Annotated in this window: 21 protein-coding genes; all 21 read right to left on the bottom strand. The window is 36.9% G+C overall.

The genetic code is table 11. From position 1 onward, the window contains the following. Positions 1-1,140 carry a trans-sulfuration enzyme family protein gene (locus HMPREF1140_RS10715; RefSeq protein ID WP_009663905.1) on the bottom strand — a complete coding sequence of 380 codons (1,140 nt, stop codon included), beginning with the start codon at positions 1,138-1,140 and terminating at the stop codon, positions 1-3. Between the two features lie 114 nt (positions 1,141-1,254). Further along, on the bottom strand, positions 1,255-1,797 hold the full coding sequence (locus HMPREF1140_RS10710) for an NUDIX domain-containing protein (RefSeq protein ID WP_009663934.1): 543 nt from the start codon (positions 1,795-1,797) through the stop codon (positions 1,255-1,257). Beyond that, positions 1,785-2,105 carry a hypothetical protein gene (locus tag HMPREF1140_RS10705; RefSeq protein ID WP_009663890.1) on the bottom strand — a complete coding sequence of 107 codons (321 nt, stop codon included), beginning with the start codon at positions 2,103-2,105 and terminating at the stop codon, positions 1,785-1,787. The genes HMPREF1140_RS10710 and HMPREF1140_RS10705 overlap by 13 nt, the downstream gene beginning before the upstream one ends. Then, positions 2,099-2,743, bottom strand: coding sequence for an HAD-IA family hydrolase (locus HMPREF1140_RS10700; RefSeq protein ID WP_009663893.1), 645 nt, complete (start codon positions 2,741-2,743; stop codon positions 2,099-2,101). Before HMPREF1140_RS10700 ends, HMPREF1140_RS10705 begins: the two co-directional genes overlap by 7 nt. Continuing rightward, on the bottom strand, positions 2,743-4,008 hold the full coding sequence (locus HMPREF1140_RS10695) for an HlyC/CorC family transporter (protein WP_035620424.1): 1,266 nt from the start codon (positions 4,006-4,008) through the stop codon (positions 2,743-2,745). The genes HMPREF1140_RS10700 and HMPREF1140_RS10695 overlap by 1 nt, the downstream gene beginning before the upstream one ends. A 19-nt stretch (positions 4,009-4,027) precedes the next feature. Beyond that, positions 4,028-4,507 (bottom strand): signal peptidase II, encoded by a 480-nt coding sequence (lspA, locus tag HMPREF1140_RS10690; protein WP_009663902.1) that lies wholly within the window; start codon positions 4,505-4,507, stop codon positions 4,028-4,030. Between the two features lie 8 nt (positions 4,508-4,515). After that, entirely contained in the window at positions 4,516-5,913 is a 1,398-nt protein-coding gene (gene clpX / locus HMPREF1140_RS10685; protein WP_009663930.1) for an ATP-dependent Clp protease ATP-binding subunit ClpX, read from the bottom strand. A 92-nt stretch (positions 5,914-6,005) separates the two neighbouring features. After that, the gene (locus HMPREF1140_RS10680; protein ID WP_009663889.1) at positions 6,006-6,743 is read right to left on the bottom strand and encodes an amino acid ABC transporter ATP-binding protein; all 738 of its coding nucleotides are present in this window, start codon (positions 6,741-6,743) and stop codon (positions 6,006-6,008) included. Continuing rightward, a complete protein-coding gene (locus HMPREF1140_RS10675; RefSeq protein ID WP_009663921.1) occupies positions 6,733-7,425 on the bottom strand; it encodes an amino acid ABC transporter permease in 693 nt (230 codons plus the stop codon). The genes HMPREF1140_RS10680 and HMPREF1140_RS10675 overlap by 11 nt, the downstream gene beginning before the upstream one ends. A 1-nt stretch (position 7,426) precedes the next feature. Next, a complete protein-coding gene (locus HMPREF1140_RS10670) occupies positions 7,427-8,230 on the bottom strand; it encodes a basic amino acid ABC transporter substrate-binding protein (RefSeq protein WP_009663875.1) in 804 nt (267 codons plus the stop codon). Between the two features lie 213 nt (positions 8,231-8,443). Then, complete coding sequence (locus HMPREF1140_RS10665; RefSeq protein WP_009663886.1) at positions 8,444-8,704, bottom strand: HPr family phosphocarrier protein; 261 nt, start codon at positions 8,702-8,704, stop codon at positions 8,444-8,446. Next, a complete protein-coding gene (gene whiA, locus HMPREF1140_RS10660; protein WP_009663871.1) occupies positions 8,697-9,659 on the bottom strand; it encodes a DNA-binding protein WhiA in 963 nt (320 codons plus the stop codon). Before whiA ends, HMPREF1140_RS10665 begins: the two co-directional genes overlap by 8 nt. A gap of 8 nt (positions 9,660-9,667) precedes the next feature. Then, positions 9,668-10,543: an RNase adapter RapZ gene (gene rapZ / locus HMPREF1140_RS10655; RefSeq protein ID WP_009663911.1), complete on the bottom strand. Its 876-nt coding sequence runs from the start codon at positions 10,541-10,543 to the stop codon at positions 9,668-9,670. A 1-nt stretch (position 10,544) separates the two neighbouring features. Continuing rightward, positions 10,545-11,426 carry a UDP-N-acetylmuramate dehydrogenase gene (gene murB / locus HMPREF1140_RS10650; RefSeq protein WP_009663834.1) on the bottom strand — a complete coding sequence of 294 codons (882 nt, stop codon included), beginning with the start codon at positions 11,424-11,426 and terminating at the stop codon, positions 10,545-10,547. A 31-nt stretch (positions 11,427-11,457) separates the two neighbouring features. Further along, the gene (gene hprK / locus HMPREF1140_RS10645; RefSeq protein WP_035620460.1) at positions 11,458-12,387 is read right to left on the bottom strand and encodes an HPr(Ser) kinase/phosphatase; all 930 of its coding nucleotides are present in this window, start codon (positions 12,385-12,387) and stop codon (positions 11,458-11,460) included. A gap of 35 nt (positions 12,388-12,422) precedes the next feature. After that, positions 12,423-15,848, bottom strand: a complete 3,426-nt coding sequence (locus tag HMPREF1140_RS10640; protein ID WP_009663844.1) for an SNF2-related protein — start codon at positions 15,846-15,848, stop codon at positions 12,423-12,425. A 2-nt stretch (positions 15,849-15,850) separates the two neighbouring features. Then, a complete protein-coding gene (locus tag HMPREF1140_RS10635) occupies positions 15,851-17,176 on the bottom strand; it encodes a S41 family peptidase (RefSeq protein ID WP_009663923.1) in 1,326 nt (441 codons plus the stop codon). A gap of 103 nt (positions 17,177-17,279) precedes the next feature. Next, entirely contained in the window at positions 17,280-18,368 is a 1,089-nt protein-coding gene (locus HMPREF1140_RS10630; protein WP_007594353.1) for a PucR family transcriptional regulator, read from the bottom strand. A gap of 326 nt (positions 18,369-18,694) precedes the next feature. After that, positions 18,695-19,498, bottom strand: a complete 804-nt coding sequence (dapF, locus tag HMPREF1140_RS10625) for a diaminopimelate epimerase (RefSeq protein WP_009663861.1) — start codon at positions 19,496-19,498, stop codon at positions 18,695-18,697. A gap of 18 nt (positions 19,499-19,516) precedes the next feature. Further along, complete coding sequence (locus tag HMPREF1140_RS10620) at positions 19,517-20,068, bottom strand: ANTAR domain-containing response regulator (RefSeq protein WP_009663904.1); 552 nt, start codon at positions 20,066-20,068, stop codon at positions 19,517-19,519. 41 nt (positions 20,069-20,109) lie between these two features. Continuing rightward, entirely contained in the window at positions 20,110-21,414 is a 1,305-nt protein-coding gene (gene glnA / locus HMPREF1140_RS10615; protein ID WP_009663913.1) for a type I glutamate--ammonia ligase, read from the bottom strand.

The raw sequence follows: 21,414 nt of genomic DNA, 5'->3' as shown, positions 1-21,414 counted from the left end.
TTATGCCAATGCTCTTTCCAGATCCCTTATCAGATCGTCTACATTTTCTATTCCGACAGAAAGTCTTAAAAATGTATCTGTTATTCCAAGTTTCTCCCTTACCTCTAACGGTACATCCGCATGTGTCTGTATCATAGGGAAGGTAATCAAAGACTCTACTCCGCCAAGACTTTCCGCATATTTTATTATTTCAATTTTTTCAAATGCATCTCTTGCAGTTTTGGCAGTATCTGTTGTAAATGCAATCATTCCACCAAAGCCTCTTGACTGAGATTTGTTTATCTCATATCCCAGATGCTCAGGTAAACCTACATAATATACATTTGTAACCTTTTTATTTGTTTTCAGGAAATTTGCAATCTTTAATGCATTTTCCTGTATTCTGTCCATCCTTACTGCCAATGTTTTCAGTCCTCTAAGTACAAGGAAGCTGTCAAAAGGTGAAAGGCTTGGACCTATTGTTTTATACATAAATCTGATTTTTTCAGATAATTCTTCATTTGCAGTACATATAAATCCTGCCAAAGTATCATTGTGACCTGCGATATACTTTGTACCGCTGTGGATAACAATATCTGCACCGAGCTTTATCGGGTTTTGAAAATACGGACTTAAAAATGTATTGTCAACAATCAATAAAAGATTATGTTTCTTTGCAATCTTTGCCATCTCTCTTATATCTGTAACAAGCATTGTAGGATTGCTTGGTGTTTCAATAAATATAGCCTTTGTATTTTCATTTATTGCATTTAACACATTCTCAGGATTTGTTGTATCGACATAGCTGAATTTTCTGCCTCTGTCAATTCCAAGTGTATTAAAGAGTCTGGTACTTCCGCCGTAGATATCCTCCTGAGATATTATATGATCACCTGCATTAAAAAGTTCAAGCACCAAAGAACATGCTGCCATTCCGGTGGAAGTCGCCACAGTATCATAAGCACCTTCCATAGCGCTTATACAGTCCTCAAGCTCCGTTCTTGTAGGATTTGATTGACGTGAGTAGTCATATCCTGTACTTTCGCCTACTCCGGGATGTGAGAATGTAGCTGTCTGGAATATCGGTACCGTCATTGCACCGTATGCATGGGCATTCTTATCTTCATTTGGACTGTGTACACATAATGTTTCAATATTCATAAATTCACCTGACTTTTCTAAAAACTATTATTAACAATAGAAAATATTTTACAAGTTCATATTTTCCCGGTCAATAAGATGTTTTCTTGCTCTGGTTATAAGGAAAGCCTATATCTATAAATTATACTTATTCTTATATGCAATAATTGCAGCCACTGTCTTTGAATCCTTCAATTCGCCCTTGTAAATCAAATCCACCAAATCCTCAAGGGCCCACTCTTCCACATCAATGCTCTCATCTTCATCAAGATGCTGCTCACTCTTAATAAGATTTCTTGCCACAAAGATATCAATTTCCTCATCACCGAAAGCCACCATAGTATCAATTCTTATCAAGAACTCAAGTTCATCCGGCGAAGCAACCTTATAACCGGTCTCTTCTTCAAGTTCTCTGAATGCACATATTCTTCTCGGTTCATCCTTTGAGTCAACCTTTCCTGCCGGAAGTTCAAGAGTATATCTGTTCAGCGCATTTCTGTACTGACGTACCAAAAGTATCTTACCGTTTTCAAGTACAGGTACTACTGCAGCCGCACCGTTGTGTTGTATATAGTCCCATACAGCTTTTCTGCCGTCTATCAGCATATGGTCTTTATATACCTTTACAATTGCTCCTTCATAAGCAAGCTCTCTTTTTTCTCTGATTATATTTCCCATGCTTTCTCCTTATCCGACTTTAATGTCTGTGCCATATTATTTAGAAATTTAACAGCTTCATCCAAACCATCATTTGTATAATCAAATTGAAAGTCTTTTTTCTTATCATCTTCAGTATGGTCAAAATTAAAGGGCTCAGGCCATACTGTCAGTTTCAGCTTGGCCTCGCCCCTCTTATCCTTTGGCGTAAAATTTACCTTTTCAAGCGGATCTCTTCCCAACCTGAATCTTACGCCCTCCAGACTTCCTGTGAAATATTGGCCATAATCATAATATCCTATATTTAACAAGTCACCTTTTTTTAACATAAAAACATATCTCTCAAATCTTCCACATTCTTTACAATGTAATTTGCACCTTCAAACTCCTCCAAGTCGCCATAACCGTAAAGTACTCCGACACTTTTAAGACCTGCATTACTTGCACCTGCTATATCATGGCTCTTATCTCCTACCATTATAGCAAAGCTCCTGTGCATTATTTTGTTTGTCTCCAGCACATATTCAATTACCGCTGTCTTTGTAGCTCTCTTTGTGTTAAAATCTCCATCAGAGCCACCTACGAATGTAAAATATTTGTCCAGTCCGAAATGCTCGATTACTCTTTTTGCCTCTCTTTCAGGCTTTGAAGTCGCCACATAAAGCTTATATTCTTTTGACAGACTCTCAAGCATCTCTTCTATACCTTCATAAAGCTCACATTCAAATATACCTACAGATCTGTAATAATCGTGAAATACATCAAGTGCTTCTTTATATTGCTCCAAACTGAATCCGTAAAAATTTGTATAGCTTTCCACCATCGGAGGTCCTACAAACTTTTTCAAGGCATCAAGTTCCTCATATATACCGAAGTGCTCAAGTGATTTTTGTACGCCCTTTGTAATACCGAGATCCGACCTTACTATAGTGCCGTCCAAATCAAATAAAATATGCTTTTGCTTCATTACTGCTCCTTAACTAAAGAAGGCTTTAACTTCAATCCCACCTTCTCAATTCTCGCATGGTCCATTTTCTTTACTGTTAAAATGATATTGTCAAATGTGATAACTTCTCCCTCTACAGGCAATCTTCCAAGCTTCTCCATTATTATTCCGCCTATAGACTCATACTCCTCGGAACTCAGTTCCAGTCCTATTCTGTCATTGACATCATCCAGATTTGTAGATCCGTCTATAAGGTACTCCGTTTCAGAAATCTTTGTTATACCTTCATCCTCATCGGCATCAAACTCATCTCTGATTTCACCTACAATCTCTTCAAGCATATCTTCCAGAGTAATAAGTCCTACAGTTGTACCGTATTCATCCAGTACTATTACTATATTGGCACCGGTCTTTCTCATATCCACCATAAGTGATGAAGTCTTTTTATATTCATAGGTGTAAAGAGGTTCTCTCAAATGCTCCTTTACAGAAAAATTCTCCTTATCCTCTATCAGCAAGAAGTCTTTTACATTAAGTATTCCGATAACATTATCAGGGCTTTCTTCGTACACCGGTATTCTTGTATATCTCTCTTCTCTGAAAATTTTAAGTATCTCTCCATAAGAGGATTCCACAGACACCATAACCATATCGACTCTCGGTAACATTATATCTCCCGCAACCGTATCTCCGAAGTCCACCACATTTACAATCATCTTCTTTTCTTCTTTTTCAATAACTCCGTCCTCATGGCTGACCTCCACCATTGCTCTAAGCTCATCCTCGGTCACCATATTATTGTCATCATTATTTTTTATAAATAACGAGATAACTATTCCTGCCACTTTATTTACTATATAGATTGCAGGTGTCAAAATAATAACCAATACGGAAATGATACCTATATATTTTAATGCCATATCCTCTGCATTTTTTGATGCTACATTTTTTGGTGTAATCTCTCCAAATACAAGTATTAGAAATGTCAAAACACCTGTGGCAACACCTACCAGACTGCTGCCGAACACCTTTAGTGTAAGTGTTGTGGACAGTGCCGAAGCGGAAAGGTTTACTATATTATTTCCAATCAAAATAGCGGAAAGCATCTTATCCGTATTTGCTGTGATTTCCAAAACCTTTTCAGCTCTTTTATCACCGTTTTCCGCCAAATTTCTTATTCTTAATTTATTTGAAGTCATGAGGGCTGTTTCAGCAGATGAAAAGAATGCTGAAGCAGACAATAATAATACCAAAATGACTAACTGTAATATGTCACTCGTTTCCAAAATTTCTCCTATAATCGAATTACTCTTCTTCAGATATAATATCCGGCAATATTTCTTTTGTTTTTTTCTTTGCTCCAAAAGGCATTATCAGACTGCCAAGCAATATAAATATATCTCCCAGATTAAAAATCACCTTATCGGCACCCTTAGTCTTTATACGTATATAATCCACCACATAGCCTCTTGTGAATCTGTCAAAGATATTGCTGAGAGATCCTGCAATAATAAGGCTTAGAGACAGCTTTCTGATTTTATTTCCCCTTTTAGGAAGTAAAACAGCCAGTACCCCAACCAGTATTGAAGTAATAAATACCGGAACATACTTTACTATTTTCTTCTTTTTCTTAAGCTTTCCGAATACAAAGCCGTCATTGTGAAATTTATCTATTTCTATCTTTTTTGCAAAAGTTCTCGGCAGTTCTTTTTTATCCATTGAATTTACTGCATATTTTAAAACTATATCAAGACCTGCAAGTATCGGTATCAAAACAGCAAACATATATCCTCCTATATATTTCTGAACACTATATTCGGGCTGCCCTTATGCTCCAAATAATCTCTTGTAATAATAACTTTACCGATATTTTTATCCTTCGGTGTCTCATACATTATATCAAGCATGAACTCTTCTATAATGGAGCGAAGTGCTCTCGCACCCGTATCCTTTTTCATAGCCTGTTCGGCAATCCAATCCATTGCATCATCATCAAATGAAAGCTCCACTTCATCCAGCTCTAAAAGACGCTTATACTGTTTTATAATAGCATTCTTCGGCTCTATAAGGATTTTCTTGAAAGCTTCCTTATCAAGTTTTGAAAGTGTGCATATAACAGGTAATCTTCCTATAAACTCGGGTATCATACCGAATTTTCTGATATCCTCATTGGTTACCTTTGCATAGAGATTTTCATCATTATCATATTTATCTTTAAGATCCGAGTTAAATCCCATGCTTGTATTTTTTTGAAGTCTTTCCTTTATAATATCATCAAGTGCCGGGAAAGCTCCTCCACAGATAAAGAGTATATTATCTGTATTCACAGTCTCCATAGGTGCCATAACATTCTTTTGGTTTGTACCTACAGGAACCTCAACCTTACTGCCTTCCAAAAGCTTTAAAAGCTCCTGTTGTACACTCTCACCGCTTACATCTCTTGAATTGGTATTTTTCTTCTTTGCAATCTTGTCTATCTCATCTATAAATACGATACCGCATTCCGCTCTCTCCACATCATTACCTGCTGAAAGCAAAAGCTTTGATATAACACTTTCTATATCGTCACCTATATATCCCGCTTCAGTAAGAGAGGTGGCATCTGCTATAGCCAAAGGTACATTAAGAAGTTTTGCAAGTGTCTTTACCAGATAGGTCTTTCCGCTTCCTGTAGGCCCTATCATAAGGATATTTGACTTATCAACTCTTGTTCCTTCCTTATCTTTGTCTAAAAATATTCTTTTGTAATGATTGTATACGGCAACCGAAATTATCCTCTTCGCCTGATCCTGACCTATTACATATTCATCCAGCATTTCTTTTATTTTATGCGGAGCAGGTATATCCTTCATTGTAAAGAGCGGCTCTGTTCTCTTCTCGTCTCTTTTCTTTACTCTGGCTCTTTCAGGTATGGGGTTCAAATTCATGTTCGGTATTGTAAAGCTGCCAAGGTCCACATTTTTTAAATCATCCATATTGATTTTTGACATATTGGTAAGCTTACTCATATCCATACTCTGCATAGAGTTGAAAGTTTTTTGTATACAATCGGGGCAGATATCTATACCGCCCGGCATTGATATCATCGTACCGGTCTTAGATTCCGGTCTCCTGCACATATAACATATTTTTTCATAATTATTATTTTTATCGTCTTTATCGTTTTTATTATAATCTATCTTGTCTTCCATTTTTCCATTCCTAATGTTTCAAACAGTTTTATGTTATTCTAGCACAAAAAGAAAAAATGTGCCATATTAGGGAAATACGGCACATTTTATGTTTATAAAACCTTACTAAGGAAGGTCTTAAGTCTTTCATTTTGGGGATTTGTAAAGAATTCCTCAGGTGCATTCTCTTCCACAAACTCACCTTCATCAAGGAAAACCACTCTGTTTGCCACCTCTCTTGCAAAGCCCATCTCATGTGTTACCACTACCATGGTCATCTTCTGCTGTGCAAGATCCTTCATAACTGTAAGCACTTCTCCTACCATCTCGGGGTCAAGTGCTGAAGTTGGCTCATCAAAAAGCATTACATCCGGCTTCATACAAAGTGCTCTGACTATAGCAACTCTTTGCTGCTGTCCGCCTGAAAGCTTTGAAGGATATTCATTTGCTCTGTCCGCAAGTCCTACTTTTTCCAAAAGGCTCATGGCATACGCCGTTGCAGACTCTTCGTCAACACCCTGAAGCTTCATAGGTGCTATAATCAAGTTTTTAAGAACTGTCATATGTGGGAAAAGGTTAAACTGCTGGAAAACCATTCCCATTTTCTGACGATGTAAATCTATATTCACATCTTTTTTACATATGTCCGTTCCTTCAAACAATATCTCACCGCTGCTTGCTTCCTCAAGTCTGTTCAAACATCTGAGAAATGTTGACTTACCCGAACCGGAAGGGCCGATAAGACATACTACATCTCCTTTATTTATATCCAGAGATATATCTTTAAGTACCTGCTTTTTATGAAAATGCTTGCTTAAATTTCTTACTTCAATAAGTTTTTTACCTTCCACTTCTAGCCAACCTCCTCTCAAGTAATTTTACCAAATAGCTGAACAGCATTACCATGATAAGATAGAGTAGAGCAACTGCAAGGAAAGGCATCATTGCCGAATATGTTTTGCTTCTTATAACATCTCCCGCCTTTGTAAGATCATCCAAAGCAATATAACTTGCTACCGAGGTCTCCTTCATCAAAACTATAAACTCGTTTGCAAGAGTAGGCAATACATTCTTTATAACCTGTGGCATTATTATATTTATCATTGTTTGAGGATAACTGAATCCCAAACTTCTTCCGGCTTCCATTTGTCCTTTCGGTACTGAGTTTATACCTGAACGGAATATTTCCGCCTGATATGCTCCCGAGTTTATACCGAATGTAAGTATTGCGGCAAAGCTTTTATCTATTCTTACAGAGCTGAATATAACAAAGTATATTATAAGAAGCTGAACTACTACAGGTGTTCCTCTTATTACTGTAAGATAAATATTGCAAAGGAAGTTTAAAAACTTCAACTTCTTTGTATTATCGTATATATTTCTTACAACAGCCACTCCAAACCCCAGTATAAAACCAAGGATTACGGCAAAAAATGTAATCTTTAATGTGACAGCAAGTCCGTTTATGAGTAAAAGCCATCTGTTATCCGTTATAAAATTTAAAATAAATTGTGATTTTAACTCTTCAAACATATTAATCAGCCTTGATATATTTTGCAATAATACTGTCCACTGTTCCGTCAGCCTTTAACTCTGAAAGCGCCTTGTTAACCGCATCTATAAGTGCTGTATTACCTTTTTTTATTGCAATAGCATATTCCTCTTCCGCATACGCCTCATCTAAAGTCTTAAGTCCGCTTGTCTCTTCAACAAACTTCTTTGCCACCTCACTGTCGATAACTACCGCGTCTATCTTTCCCTGACTGAGTGCCTGAACCGCATCCATACCCTTTGCATATCTCTCAACAGTTGCATCCTTTATGTCACTTACTAAAATATCACCTGTAGTACCTGTCTGTACACCGAGTGTCTTGCCTTCAAGATCCGCACCTGAAGCTATAGTAGAGTCATCTTTTACAATAATAAGCTGCTTTGATGTTGTATATGCATCTGAAAAATCAACGCTCTGCTTTCTCTCATCTGTAGCGGAGATACCTGCAATACCTACATCCGCCTTACCTGATGTTACCTCAAGGATAACGGAATCAAAAGCTATATCCTCCACTTCAACTTCAAGTCCGAGCTTACTTGCTATAGCATCAGCAATCTCCATATCAATACCTACAATCTTATCACCGTCGTGGTACTCATATGGTGGGAACTCCGCATTTGTTGCCACTATAAGTTTTCCTGACTGTATAGTTTTTACTTCTCCTGAAGCTGTATCACCCGCACTCTCATTTGCAGCCTTTGTTTCGGCAGTCTTTGCACCGCCACATGCTACCAAACTTGTTGCCATAAATCCTGATATAACCAATGCTAATATTTTCTTCTTCATAATGTCCTCCATTTGTATATTTACCAATCACTATTGCATAATAATACACTCTTTTTTATAAGAATGCAATAGGATTTTTTAAAATTAACATAGGAAAAGACTCTAACTCTGTATTTTTATAAGGTTATAATCCTAACCATAATAGTCCATACAAAATTAGAGTCCTAAATCCCGGCGCTTTCATACCCAATAAATGCAATATATTTTCTCAGCTTATACTACTGCTGAAGTCAAATATTTTTCCATCTCGTTCACGGCATGTTCTTCATCATTACCGTCTGCTGATATGTATACCTCTTTGCCATCACCAAACTTCAATGTCATCATGCCCATGATACTTTTTGCATTTACTTTTTTAGTACCACTTTCAACATAAATCCTGCTTTCAAACTGGCTGGCCACCTGTACTAGCATAGCTACCGGTCTGGCTTCAGTTCTTGCATCAATTGCAACCTTAACTGACTTCCTAACCATTTTCTCTCCTCACTTGTTCTCTTAAACGACTTGCGATATCCGAGAGTTTACGCAACCTATGATTAACCCCACTTTTCCCGAGCTGTGGACTAATCATTTTTCCAAGTTCCACCAACGAAGCATCAGGATTTTCCAGTCTGGCATTGGCTACCGCCTCCAGATTTGATGTCAATTTATCAAGTCCCATCATCTCTTTAATAAGTTGTATATCCTCCAGTTGAGAAAGTGATGCGGAAACTGTTTTATTGATATTTGCAGTCTCACAGTTCACTTTCCGATTCACGTCGTTCCTCATTCCTTTTAAGATTCGAATGTTTTCGAAACTCATAAGCGATGTAGGTGCTTCCATCAGACCAAGTGCCAATGATATCTGCTCACTGTCCTTTATATATACTACATAAGCTTTTTTCCTTACAGTAATCTTTGGTAAGAGTGACAGGTCTTCCATCAATTCCTTTAAAACTAGTGCATCCTCCATAGTTGAACATACTATCTCAAGATGATATCCCTTCTCAGGATCTGTTATAGAGCCTGAGGAAAGAAATGCTCCTCTGAAGAAGGCCTTTTTACAACATGAATTCAGTAAAACCGTATTACTGCCAAGCGGCAAATTATCCATCAACTCTTGATTTTTAAGAAGCTTTATAGCTTTAAGCACCTCTTTGGCTCCTGCGCTGTCTACAATACTTACCGAATACATACGCTTACGTTTCACCAAAGTACTATTGCTTATTACTACATCTGTATTTATATTAAATGTTTTTTTTATTAATGTAAAGTACTTTCTGGCAAGTCCTGAAAATTCAGTGTTTATTTTTAAAGACAATTCACCATTTTGTGATAAAGAAACAGTACCAATGAAGTAAACAATTGCCAAAATTTCTGCAAGTATGCAATGCCTAACCGTAGGAATTATCCTTGCGATTTCATTTTTCACTTCTGAAGAAAATGTCATCCGCTCTCCTATCTTTGTGAAATTCTTGAAATATTTTTGCCCATATCTCTGTGTTCCAGTCTGACTCCTATTCCTTCTATATTATCAAGTCTTTCTTTAAGAGCCGCCGCAATAGCTACCGAGCGGTGTTGTCCACCCGTACATCCTATACCTATTACCAAAGCACTCTTACCCTCGTCAATATATCTGGGTATCAAAAATTTAATCATATCATCAAGCTTATCAAGAAAAATATCCGCATCATTATTTGAAAAAACATAATCCGCAACTTCCTTTTCTTCACCGGTTTTAAGTCTGAGATTTTGATCATAAAACGGATTAGGTAAAAATCTTACATCAAATAAAAGATCCGGATCATCAGGTATACCGTACATATATCCGAATGAAAGCACTGTAACAAAAAGATTATTGAAAGACTTTCCGTCAACATAGATTTTTTTAAGTTCCTGTTTCAACTCTTTAGTCAGAAATCTGCCGGTATCAAGTATCCTGTCCGCTCTCTCTCTTAAAAATGCCAATCTTTCTCTCTCAAGATTTATTCCGTCTATAAGTCTGCCCTCTGTAGCTAAAGGATGATTTCTTCTTGTCTCTTTATATCTTTTTATCAATGTTTCATCATCCGCCTCAAGGAAGAGGATTTCCATATTGATTTTTTTATGGCTAAGTTCATCAAATACTTCCTGTAAGCCGTTAAGTCCGCTTCTGATATCAATACCCAGAGCTATACCCTTCATACCTCTTTCGGATTCGATTGTAAGATCTACAAAGTTTAACAAAAGTTCCACCGGCAAATTGTCGACACAGTAATATCCGAAATCCTCAAACATCTTTAATGCAACAGTCTTACCTGAACCGGACATTCCTGTTACAATTATCATCTTCATATCAAATCATCCTTACTTCACATTCAAGTTTTACACCGAACTTTTCACACACTTCCCTCTGTATATGTTCTATCAGCTTCTTTATATCATCAGATGAGGCATTATCATAATTTATCACAAAACCGCAGTGTTTTTGAGATACTGCAGCCCCTCCGAGTCTGAAGCCTCTAAGTCCGGCATCATCTATAAGTTTACCTGCAAAATACCCTTCAGGTCTCTTAAATGTGGAGCCTGCACTAGGATACTCCAGCGGCTGTTTTTCATTTCTCCTGTTGTTTAAATCCTCTATTTGTGCTCTTATTTCATCCCTGTTGCCATACGCAAGTTTAAGCTTTGCAGCCAGTACTATTTCATTATTTGCTAAAATATTGCTCTTTCTGTAACCGAGGTCAAGTTCTGAAATATCTTTCCATTTAATGCTTCCGTCAGGGCAAAGCACCTTTACTTCCATCAGCACATTTGACATCTCTCCGCCATAGGCACCTGCATTCATTACTATCGCACCGCCAAGGCTCCCCGGTATACCACAGGCAAATTCAAAGCCTGTAAGTGAATTTTCCATAGCATACTCACTTATCTTATCAAGTCCCACTCCGGCACCTGCTTCTATAATATTACCCTCATGTGTAATACCGTTATTTAAACCTACCGTGGAGATAATCACTCCGGCATAGCCCTTGTCATCCGCCAGTATATTGCTGCCTTTTCCAAAAATATAATATTTTAGGTTTCCTCTCTTTATTATATCCATACACAGGCTAAGTTCTTCCTCCGTGACAGGAGTAAGAAAATAATCACACTTTCCTCCTACCTTAAAAGTGGTATGATTTTTTAACAATTCACCGGTTTTGCAATTTTCACCAAGGATGCTTTTAAAATCCATTTGCATTTTGTCTCCGCTACTATTTTTAATATCAATCTTTTCCGGCCATATTTGCCTGTACTCTATTGTAGAGTTCCTTTGCCGCATTATATCCCATCTGTTTCTGTCTGTGATTTACAGCCGCAGTTTCTACAATAATTGCCAGGTTTCTACCGGGTCTTACAGGTAAAACATGACATACCACCTTATTTCCCAAGTACTCTATATAATTATCCTCAAGTCCGAGTCTGTCATAGTCCTTATTATGTACCCAATCTTCAAGCTGTATTACCAGATCAATTGACTGAGTATCCTTAACGCTGAGTACACCGAATAACGCCTTTACATCTATGATTCCTATTCCCCTAAGCTCAATAAAGTGCTTAGTTATATCAGGCGCCGTTCCTACCAAAGTCTGCTGTGACACCTTTCTGATTTCCACAACGTCATCAGATACAAGTCTGTGACCTCTCTTTACAAGTTCAAGAGCCGCCTCACTCTTTCCGATACCGCTGTCTCCGGTTATAAGTACTCCTTCACCGTATACATCCACCAAGACACCATGTATGGAAATAACAGGAGCCAATTGTACATTAAGCCATCTTACAAGCTCTGCGGTAATATAAGTTGTAGACTGTTCGATACCGAGACATGGCACACCATAATGTACACAGTAAGAAATCATATCCTCATCCGGCTTTATTCCTCTTGCATATAGTACACATGGAACCTTATATGAAAGCAGCTTATCATAGGTTTCCTTTCTCTTTTCGTCATTTAATGTCTGAATAAATGCGTTCTCCACATTACCTATTATCTGTACTCTTTCACTGTCAAAATGATCAAAGAAACCTGCCAACTGTAATGCCGGTCTGTTTATATCAGGATGCTTCAATATTATAGATTCCGTATCTATATCCGGTGTGAAGTTTTCCAGATTCAAATCCTTTATTAGTTCCTTGATTGTTACGTTTTCTCCCATAGTACCTCCTATCATGATTCCCCCTATCTTAAGACTTATCCCAAAAGCTCAAGCAATTCCTCTTTTGAAATATTTGCTAAGGATATGCCCTCTTCAAAGTTTAATACTCTGTCCGCCAAATCCTTCTTTGACTCTTGAAGCTTAACTATTTTCTCTTCTATAGTTCCCTTTGCAATAAGTCTGTAAACCGTTACTTTATTCTTTTGCCCTATTCTGTGGGCTCTGTCAGTAGCCTGATTTTGTGCCGCAAAATTCCACCACGGATCATAGTGAATTACTATGTCGGCACCAACAAGATTAAGACCTGTACCTCCCGCTTTCAAAGAAATGAGAAATACATTTGTATCATCATTATTAAAATCATTCACCAACTTGATTCTTTTTTCTTTATTGGTAGCACCTGTAATAACATAGCTGCTTATATTTTCTTCTTCAAATCTCTTTTTTATTATATCAAGCATTGAAGTAAATTGTGAAAATAAAAGAATCTTATGTCCTGCTTCTATACCGCTTTTTACAAGATCGATGCAGGTTTCAAGCTTGGCGGAATCTCCCGCATAATCTTCAAAAATAAGCCCCGGATCGCAGCAGATTTGTCTTAACTTTGTAATCTCCGACAATATTATCATCTTTGAACTGTTATATTCTTCATTGCCGTTTAATACATTTTTTAGTTTACTAAGTTCGGTATCATATGCCAACTGCTGCTTTTTATCAAACCTTGATACTCTGACTTCTTCTATCTTATCCGGCAAATCCGTTGCCACCTCGGACTTAAGCCTTCTAAGTACAAAAGGACTGATCATCTTTGAAAGAAGCTTTGCACTTTCATCATTACCGTCTTTTACTATTGTATTTTCATACTTCGATTTAAATGAATTATAACTGTACAAAAATCCCGGCATTATATAATCAAAAATACTCCAAAGTTCACTTAATCTGTTCTCTATCGGTGTTCCGGTCAAAGCATACTTTATATCAGCCTTCACAGTTTTTACCGCCTTTGCAACTCCGGTATTTTGATTTTTTATAAACTGAGCCTCATCAATTATCTGATGAGAAAATCTCATATCATGATACAGTGAAATATCCCTTCTTAAGGTATCATAGGAACTTATATAGATATCAAAAGCTTCGTGCTCTTCAATACTTTTTTGCCTCTCTTCTTTGGCGGCCGCAAGTACACATACTCTAAGTTCACCTTTTGTATCAAATTTTGATATTTCCTCACTCCAATTATATACTAAAGATGCCGGACATACTATAAGAGCTTTTTTAAGCCTTCCGTTCTTTTTTGCATCCATCAAAAGTGAAATAATCTGCAGGGTCTTTCCAAGTCCCATATCATCAGCCAAAATTCCGCCAAATCCAAGTTCTTCCACGGAGCGCAACCATTTAAAGCCTTCGTTTTGATATTTCCTTAAAACATTTGACACTTCAACCGGCGGAACAAAGTCTAAGGATTTTATATTGTCAAATTTCTCAATCAGTTTTACAAAACTCTCATCTCTTCTTTCTACCAGTTCATTATGTGCTTCCATCATTTCATCAATATAGAGTGAACGATATAATGGCACTGTAAGTGCACCGGTTCTCAAATCTTTAGGAGAAATTTCCAGTACATTCAGCATCTCATTGAAATTCTTCATGTACTCGGAATCCATATTTATAAAAGCTCCGCTCTTTAAACGATAATATTTTTTCTTTTTTCTGTAACTTGTAACAATATTTGCAAGTTCCTCAGCACTCATATCATCTGATAAGAATTCCAGTTGCAAAAGATTTGAATTTACAGATACTCCCACTCCTGCAGCAGGCTTTTTGTATACTCTGATATTATTGAAAGCCTCGCTTCCAAGTACCTTACCGTATTTATTTAATTTATCAATACCCGAAACCTTCAGCTCATAAAGTTCTTCTTCAGTCTCCGCACTCAGGAAATTTTGCTTATCCTCATAAGGAAGATATACTTTTAAAGCCTCTATAGCCTTTTCTTCCTGTTTTTGGTTTCTTAAAAGCTCATTATCATTTCTCTCAAGTATTTTTCCCGATAAAATATCCACTCTGCCGCCGGTATAAGCCGCTTCCGCTCTTCCTGTTACAATGCTGTCTTCCATATCTAGATAATATGTAATCTCGGGCTTTTCAGGCACAAAACTTATTGCCTCCGGAGCATTATCTACTATATTCGCATAATCTTTTATACTTGGCAATACATTGGAATAAAACCTGCCTATATTTTTTCTTCCTATCTTTATCTCCCGATATCCGTACCCTGACTCATTCATTGCTTTAAATATCTTCAAAAGATTTTCATCACATCTGTTCAGATAATTATCTTTAATGCAGTATACATAATTGTTTGATATAAACGACAGAGGAAAATCCACTTCCAGGTTTATACCTGCAAACAGATCTCTGTCATAAATAGGGTTTATCCCGATAGTAATCTTTTCATTAAAATCTCTAAGTTCAATATCCGTAACGGTTTTCTTTGATAAGTACTCTGTTGTCAGCTCTACTTTTTCTCCGACAAGTAAGTTGTAAATATCATCTATATTTGCTCCGTCTACCGGTATTTTGGATACATTGAGGCCTGTCTTTACATAATCAAGCAGTTTATAGCTTATAGAGGCCTCTGTATCCACAAGTTCTTCAATAAACTTTACGTACTTTATACTCTTATCGTCAAATGCCCCATAGCCAAGCTTAACACTGTCATTTTTTCCAAGAGGATAAATCTCTTTATCTCTTAGTGCATCAACAAAATTTCTATAACTTTTTATCTGCACAAGCTTCTTTCTGCCGATTTTAAACTGTATATATAAGCTGCTATCATACTCGCTCTTATACGACATTATAAGCTTAGGTACTATATGTACAGGTTCTTCATTAAGGTCGGTTTCTTCATCAAAATGTGAAAGAAATGCCTCACCGAAGTAATTTGTTTCATCACCAAGCTCATGGCTGTCTAAATACGCATTTAAAAGAAATACTGTTGCAACTACATGTTCACAGTTTCTTGTATCGTTAAGGTACCCTCCGATTCTGTTTTTATCAAAGCATTTCGAACAATTACAATATGCTCTTTTTAATCTGTCTTTGCTAAACTCTATATCCACTTTGCAATTTTCAGATGATTCAACTTTTGCAACTGCTATTCCGCACACATTAGGGTCCTGAGTATAATATCCGTATGCATTTCCATATGATATTATACCGTCATTTACTTCAGTCAAACGTACCTGATTGTTTTTTATCAGCTCTTTAGCCTTCTTTGCAGTATCGGCAGACATAGAAAGGCTATCTATAATAGCCTCTCCGTCGAAGTATTTATAAATAGCCTTTTTCTCTTCCGTATCTGAAGCGGATATCATATCCGCCTTTATATTTTTCATATCTTCTTTTTCTTTTTTTAATTCAGCAGCTGTCTTCACGCCGTCAAGAAAACGAAAATCCATTTTTATTCCTCATTCTTTAATATATCAATAGCGGCACTAAGCTGATTGTCGGAATCGGTTCCTATCTTTGCACCTTCATTTAAATCAACCTCTAAATCAGGCTTTATTCCTACCTTATGTAAGTCATAACCTGAAGGAGGATAGTAATGCTGTGTAGTGATTTTAACTGCCGTACCGTCTCCAAGTGGAAGTACATTTTGTACTATACCCTTACCGAATGTGGTTTTTCCTACCACTGTACCCCATTCAAAATCTCTGAATGTGGCTGTAAAAACTTCCGATGCGGATGCTGAGTTCTCATTTACAAGCACAACCATAGGAATCTTCAACTCATGACTTCCGTCAGAATAATATTCATCTCTTTTTCCGTACTTGTCTTCCGTATATAAAACCAATCCGTCAGGCAGTATATAATCAAGCATATCCACCACCTGATCAAGCAATCCTCCCGGGTTTCCACGAAGGTCCACTATCAACTTTGTCATTCCCTGTGACTGCAGTGACTCTATATTTGATTTAAACTGTTCTGAGGTAACCGCATCAAACTGACTTACAGCTATATAGCCGATATTGTTATCAAGCATTTTACCTGCTACGGTCTCCACCTCTATAGATCTTCTTATAAGATCAAGTTCAACTTCTTTTCTGTCATCACCTCTGAGGACTGTCATTTTAAAACTTGTGCCCTCTTCACCTCTGATTTTGGTCTTTACAAGTATATCCATATCCGTTCCGGCAACTTCTTCACCGTCTATTTTATAGATAATATCTCCAACCTGAAGCCCCGCATCATTTGCCGGACTGTTATCAAATATCTTTACAATAGTGATAATCTTGTTATTCGGATTTTGTGAAACCACGGCACCTATACCTGAGTACTTACCCTCGGTATCTTCATTGAGCGCCTTGTATTCCTCTTTTGTATAATATACCGTGTAAGGATCCCCAAGTCCGTTCATCATTCCGGCGTAAATACCGTCTTCCACCTTTGTCATATCTTCATCAAACAGAAAATATCTGTCTATAATGTTTTGTAAAACCGATGTCTTTTCTTCTATTTTTTTATAGTCAAGCTTATTATTTCTCTTTAAAAACAGAGACAGTACATTTCCGTTATTGAACGCAAAAGCAAATCCTACATATACTAAAACAAACGATGTCATAATTCCAAGAATAAATCCTATAACCCCGTTCATTCTTCCTTTTCTTTTTTGATTTCTTTCCCGATTTCTATCATCTCTTAGGCCGGAACCGTTTGTACCCGTTCTTCCTTGTTGCCTTTCATTAATATATTTCTCATAGTCATCTATTTCACGATGTTCAAACATATAACACCTCCATTTTCTCTATCCCCTACTATATCACACATTAAAAATAAAGGGGAGATATAAATCTCCCCATATCCTGATTTATCAAATTTTATTTTCAAACTTAATAGCCGAGTTTATCCATGTATGACATATACTTTACAACCATCAATGCAATCTTAAAAGTGATTGCATCCTCAAACATTCTAAGATCAAGTCCTGTACTCTTTTGAAGCTTATCCAAACGATATACCAGAGTATTTCTGTGGATAAAGAGCTGTCTGGATGTCTCAGATACGTTTAAACTGTTTTCAAAGAATTTATTGATTGTAGTAAGTGTCTCCTCGTCAAGATCCTCAGGATTTTTTCCGTCAAATATCTCCTTGATAAACATCTTGCAAAGTGGTATGGGTAACTGATATATAAGTCTTCCTATTCCAAGTCTTGAATATGCAACAATGTTCTCCGCAGCATAGAATATCTTACCTACATCAAGTGCCATCTTAGCCTCTTTATAAGACTTTGACACTTCTTTAATCTCATTTACTATAGTTCCGTAAGCAACTGTAACGTTCAAAATTCCGATAGAATTAAGCTCATCAATAACAGATCTTGCTACTCTGTCCAGATCCTCGTATGCAGATCCTTCCTTCATCTCTTTTACAAGAATGATATCTCTCTCATCAACAGCTGTAACAAAGTCCTTATTTCTTGATGCAAAAAGAGCTTTTACAGCTTCAAGACTTGATACATCTCTCTCATTCTTTGTTTCAATAATATATACCACTCTTCTTACAGTAGTCTCGATATGTAATTTCTTTGCTCTGTTGTAGATATCTACAAGCAGTAAATTGTCAAGCAAGAGATTCTTTATAAAGTTGTCTTTATCAAATCTCTCCTTATACGCTATAAGAAGGTTCTCTACCTGGAATGATGCCATTCTTCCCACCATATAGGTGTCATCGGTTGTTCCCTCAACCATAAGAACATACTCAAGCTGGTGCTCATCAAAAATCTTAAAAAACTGGAATCCACCTATTGCCTGAGAGTCTGCCAAAGAACTCGCAAATGTACTTACCTGTAATCCGTAAGTATCGGCCTCGGCAAAAGTTGTTGCTAAAACCTTACCCTCAATGTCACAAACACAAAGTTCTGTTCTCGTAATACTCTTTAAACCATCTATGGTATTTTGAAGAATCTGGTTTGAGATCATATAACTATCTCCTTTACTCTATTACTTTTCTCTACCATCTCATACAAAAATCAGAATGAGACAGTCATTAATCGGCCGTCATATTTGACAACAATTAGTTTTCGAATTCGATCTACTCTAAATACCTGATAGCAGATATTAACAAGTTTCACATAAATAATAATGCATTATCACAAGTAAATCAATAGGAAATACGATTTTTTTTATTTGTTTATGTAATTTTGCCTATACATAACAGAGTATGCAGGTGTTCTATTAAAAATTTACCATATCTATAAAGAACGTCATGTGCTGTTTTCACTTATTGTGTATTTTATATGAAAACTTTAAAAGTTTATTTCACCTGTAAATACATACTCGGCTTTACCTCTCATATATATCTCATCATCTACAAGACTGATATCAAGGTCTCCTCCAAGCAGGTGAACTCTTACCGTAGTTTCACATAATCCTCTTTTCATTGTAGCAAACGCACTTGCACATGCTCCCGTGCCGCAGGCAAGAGTTTCTCCCGAGCCTCTCTCCCATACTCTCATATGAATATTCTTTCTGTCTTCTATATAAATAAATTCGGAATTTACCTTTTGAGGAAATCTCTCATGTTTCTCATAGTACTCACCGACATTTTCAAGATTCATCTCTTTAAGTTCTTTTAAAGAATTTACATAATATACGGCATGCGGATTTCCTATATCCACTCCTATAAACTCTTTCTCTTCACCGTTTATCAATATCTTCTCAGGAAAATCGGATGTAATGGTTGCCTTTCCCATATTTACATTAATATATTCTGCAACACCGTCTTTTGGCTCCACTTCAATATACTTTATACCTGCGCCTGTTTCCATGGTAAACTTCTCAGACTTCACATAGCCATGGTCGTATACATATTTAGCCACACATCTTGAGCCGTTTCCACACATAAGCCCTCTACTTCCGTCGGCATTGTACATATCCATCTTTACATCCGCTATATCTGAAGGGCATATAAGTATCAGACCGTCACTTCCGATACCGAAATGTCTGTCACTTACCTTTATAGCAACCTCACTTGGCTTTTCCACCTTTTCCTTGAAACAGTCCACATATACATAGTCGTTTCCCGCTCCCTGCATTTTTACAAACTTCATAAAAATCTCCATCTATAATTATTCCTTACCACCATACAACAAACAAATCTTTTTTGCCGTATTGATAATGGTTTCTCCGTTTTTCATACTGCTGATCTGCAAATATTTATGCGCCTCAGGCTCAGTCATATTTTTGTGCTTTATCAAAAGTTCCTTGGCTTTTTGTATAGCCATAAAATTTTTGCCGCCTCGCTCTTCCTGCTTTTTCTTTCTTTTTCTCTCATAATAAAGTTTATCCGATATTTCACTCACCTTTTTTACCAGTTCTATTACTTTAAAAGGCATCGGTAAAAAGTTTATATCATCATCAGGCGCCTCATTAAGCTTGCCCGGTGAACATACCAGCAAAAGCTCGCAGGTTTCATTCATATTCTCCTTAAGCTCCATATATTGCATATCATTAAGCTGATAAGCACAGACCACAATGCCATAATCAATATCGTCAGACAGATTTATTGCCTGAGCACCTGATGCCACTACCCCGACAATAGAATATCCGTTTTTTATCAAAATCGACCTCAAAACCTTGCTGTCACCCGGATTTGGAAATGCAATGATTATATCTGACATTACTGTCCTTTCTCCTTGATTAAAAACTCAAAAGTTCTTTACTAGAATCTTTCCAGATATTTCTTAATCTCCCAGTCTGTTATAGCATTGTTAAACTCGTTCCATTCGATTTTCTTTGCCTCTATGTACTCATTAAATATTTGAGTTCCAAGCTTTTCCTTAACAAAATTTGAACTTTCAAATTCATCAATCGCCTCACTTAATGTATCCGGAAGCTTTTTAATATTATAATTTTTTCCCGAGTACATATTTTCATTAATAGCATCTTCAAGCTCCATACTGTTTTCCAGTCCGTCCAATATTGAATATATAAGCATCGCAATACAAAGATACGGATTTGTAGCGGAATCGGGACTTCTAAGCTCAAGTTTTATTTGATTGTTTCTTTCTGTCGGTATTCTAAGAAGAGCACTTCTGTTGGAATTTGAACTCCATGACACATAAACCGGTGCATCAAAATTCGGCTTCAATCTCTTATAAGAATTTACCAAAGGATTATTTATAAGCGATAATTCCCTTGCGTGATGAAGAATTCCCGCAATTGTTGACTTTGCCCTGTCACTGAGCTTAGCATTATCTTCAAATATATTCTTTCCGTTATCGTCAAAAGCGGATATTTTAAAATGCATTCCGCTTCCGTTTTCATTCTCAAAAAGTTTCGGCATAAAGGAAGCACTGAGACCATGTCTTTTTGCCAAAGTTTTTACCGCCATTCTGAATGTCTGAATGGCGTCTGCACATTTTAGTGCATCCTGATCAGTAAAGTCTATCTCATGCTGTGCCTTTGCTATCTCATGATGTGAAGACTTTATCTTTATACCCATCTCTTCCAAAGTCAGTACAATATCTCTTCTGATATTTTCAGACATGTCAAGAGGGCCGATATCAAAATAACTGGCCTTTTCCTTCACATTCAGACTTACCTCACCTTTATCATCAGTGTTGAGCAAAAAGAATTCACACTCGGCTTCAATAAATATATTAAGTCCTAATTTCCTTGCTTTATCATATGCATCAAGTAATACCGCCCTTGGGTCGGCTTCAAAAACGCTTCCGTCAGTTCTGTGAATATTGCAGATAAATCTTGCAACCTTTCCCTGCTGAGGTCTCCAAGGAAATATACAAAAGGTAGAAAGATCCGGATGTAAATACAAATCCGAATCTTCTATAGGCGCAAATCCCTTTACACTTGAACCGTCAAAAAGGATCCTGTTTTCCATGGCATCCTCAAGCTGGCTTGCAGTTATTGCGATATTTTTCAAAGTTCCGAAAATATCTGTAAACTGTAATCTGATAAATTCTACATCTTCCTCTTCAACTATGGCAAAAATCTCTTCCTTCGTCAT

This window comes from Lachnoanaerobaculum sp. ICM7 (genome assembly GCF_000287675.1).
Classification (GTDB): domain Bacteria; phylum Bacillota; class Clostridia; order Lachnospirales; family Lachnospiraceae; genus Lachnoanaerobaculum.
This window is presented reverse-complemented; position numbering and strand designations above follow the sequence as displayed.

Excerpts from the sequence above, each read along its gene's own strand:
- HMPREF1140_RS10665 (WP_009663886.1), bottom strand. The coding sequence starts at position 8,704 with ATGGTTAGGAAGTCAGTTAAGGTTGCAATTGATGCAAGAACTGAAGCC.
- HMPREF1140_RS10640 (WP_009663844.1), bottom strand. The coding sequence starts at position 15,848 with ATGGATTTTCGTTTTCTTGACGGCGTGAAGACAGCTGCTGAATTAAAA.
- HMPREF1140_RS10630 (WP_007594353.1), bottom strand. The coding sequence starts at position 18,368 with ATGATCTCAAACCAGATTCTTCAAAATACCATAGATGGTTTAAAGAGT.
- HMPREF1140_RS10705 (WP_009663890.1), bottom strand. The coding sequence starts at position 2,105 with ATGTTAAAAAAAGGTGACTTGTTAAATATAGGATATTATGATTATGGC.
- hprK (WP_035620460.1), bottom strand. The coding sequence starts at position 12,387 with ATGGGAGAAAACGTAACAATCAAGGAACTAATAAAGGATTTGAATCTG.
- dapF (WP_009663861.1), bottom strand. The coding sequence starts at position 19,498 with ATGAAGTTTGTAAAAATGCAGGGAGCGGGAAACGACTATGTATATGTG.
- HMPREF1140_RS10620 (WP_009663904.1), bottom strand. The coding sequence starts at position 20,068 with ATGTCAGATATAATCATTGCATTTCCAAATCCGGGTGACAGCAAGGTT.
- HMPREF1140_RS10700 (WP_009663893.1), bottom strand. The coding sequence starts at position 2,743 with ATGAAGCAAAAGCATATTTTATTTGATTTGGACGGCACTATAGTAAGG.
- HMPREF1140_RS10710 (WP_009663934.1), bottom strand. The coding sequence starts at position 1,797 with ATGGGAAATATAATCAGAGAAAAAAGAGAGCTTGCTTATGAAGGAGCA.
- HMPREF1140_RS10635 (WP_009663923.1), bottom strand. The coding sequence starts at position 17,176 with ATGTTTGAACATCGTGAAATAGATGACTATGAGAAATATATTAATGAA.
- rapZ (WP_009663911.1), bottom strand. The coding sequence starts at position 10,543 with ATGAAGATGATAATTGTAACAGGAATGTCCGGTTCAGGTAAGACTGTT.
- HMPREF1140_RS10675 (WP_009663921.1), bottom strand. The coding sequence starts at position 7,425 with ATGTTTGAAGAGTTAAAATCACAATTTATTTTAAATTTTATAACGGAT.
- whiA (WP_009663871.1), bottom strand. The coding sequence starts at position 9,659 with ATGACATTTTCTTCAGAAGTGAAAAATGAAATCGCAAGGATAATTCCT.
- clpX (WP_009663930.1), bottom strand. The coding sequence starts at position 5,913 with ATGGAAGACAAGATAGATTATAATAAAAACGATAAAGACGATAAAAAT.
- glnA (WP_009663913.1), bottom strand. The coding sequence starts at position 21,414 with ATGACGAAGGAAGAGATTTTTGCCATAGTTGAAGAGGAAGATGTAGAA.
- HMPREF1140_RS10715 (WP_009663905.1), bottom strand. The coding sequence starts at position 1,140 with ATGAATATTGAAACATTATGTGTACACAGTCCAAATGAAGATAAGAAT.
- HMPREF1140_RS10670 (WP_009663875.1), bottom strand. The coding sequence starts at position 8,230 with ATGAAGAAGAAAATATTAGCATTGGTTATATCAGGATTTATGGCAACA.
- murB (WP_009663834.1), bottom strand. The coding sequence starts at position 11,426 with ATGGATTTTAAAAGCATCCTTGGTGAAAATTGCAAAACCGGTGAATTG.
- lspA (WP_009663902.1), bottom strand. The coding sequence starts at position 4,507 with ATGTTTGCTGTTTTGATACCGATACTTGCAGGTCTTGATATAGTTTTA.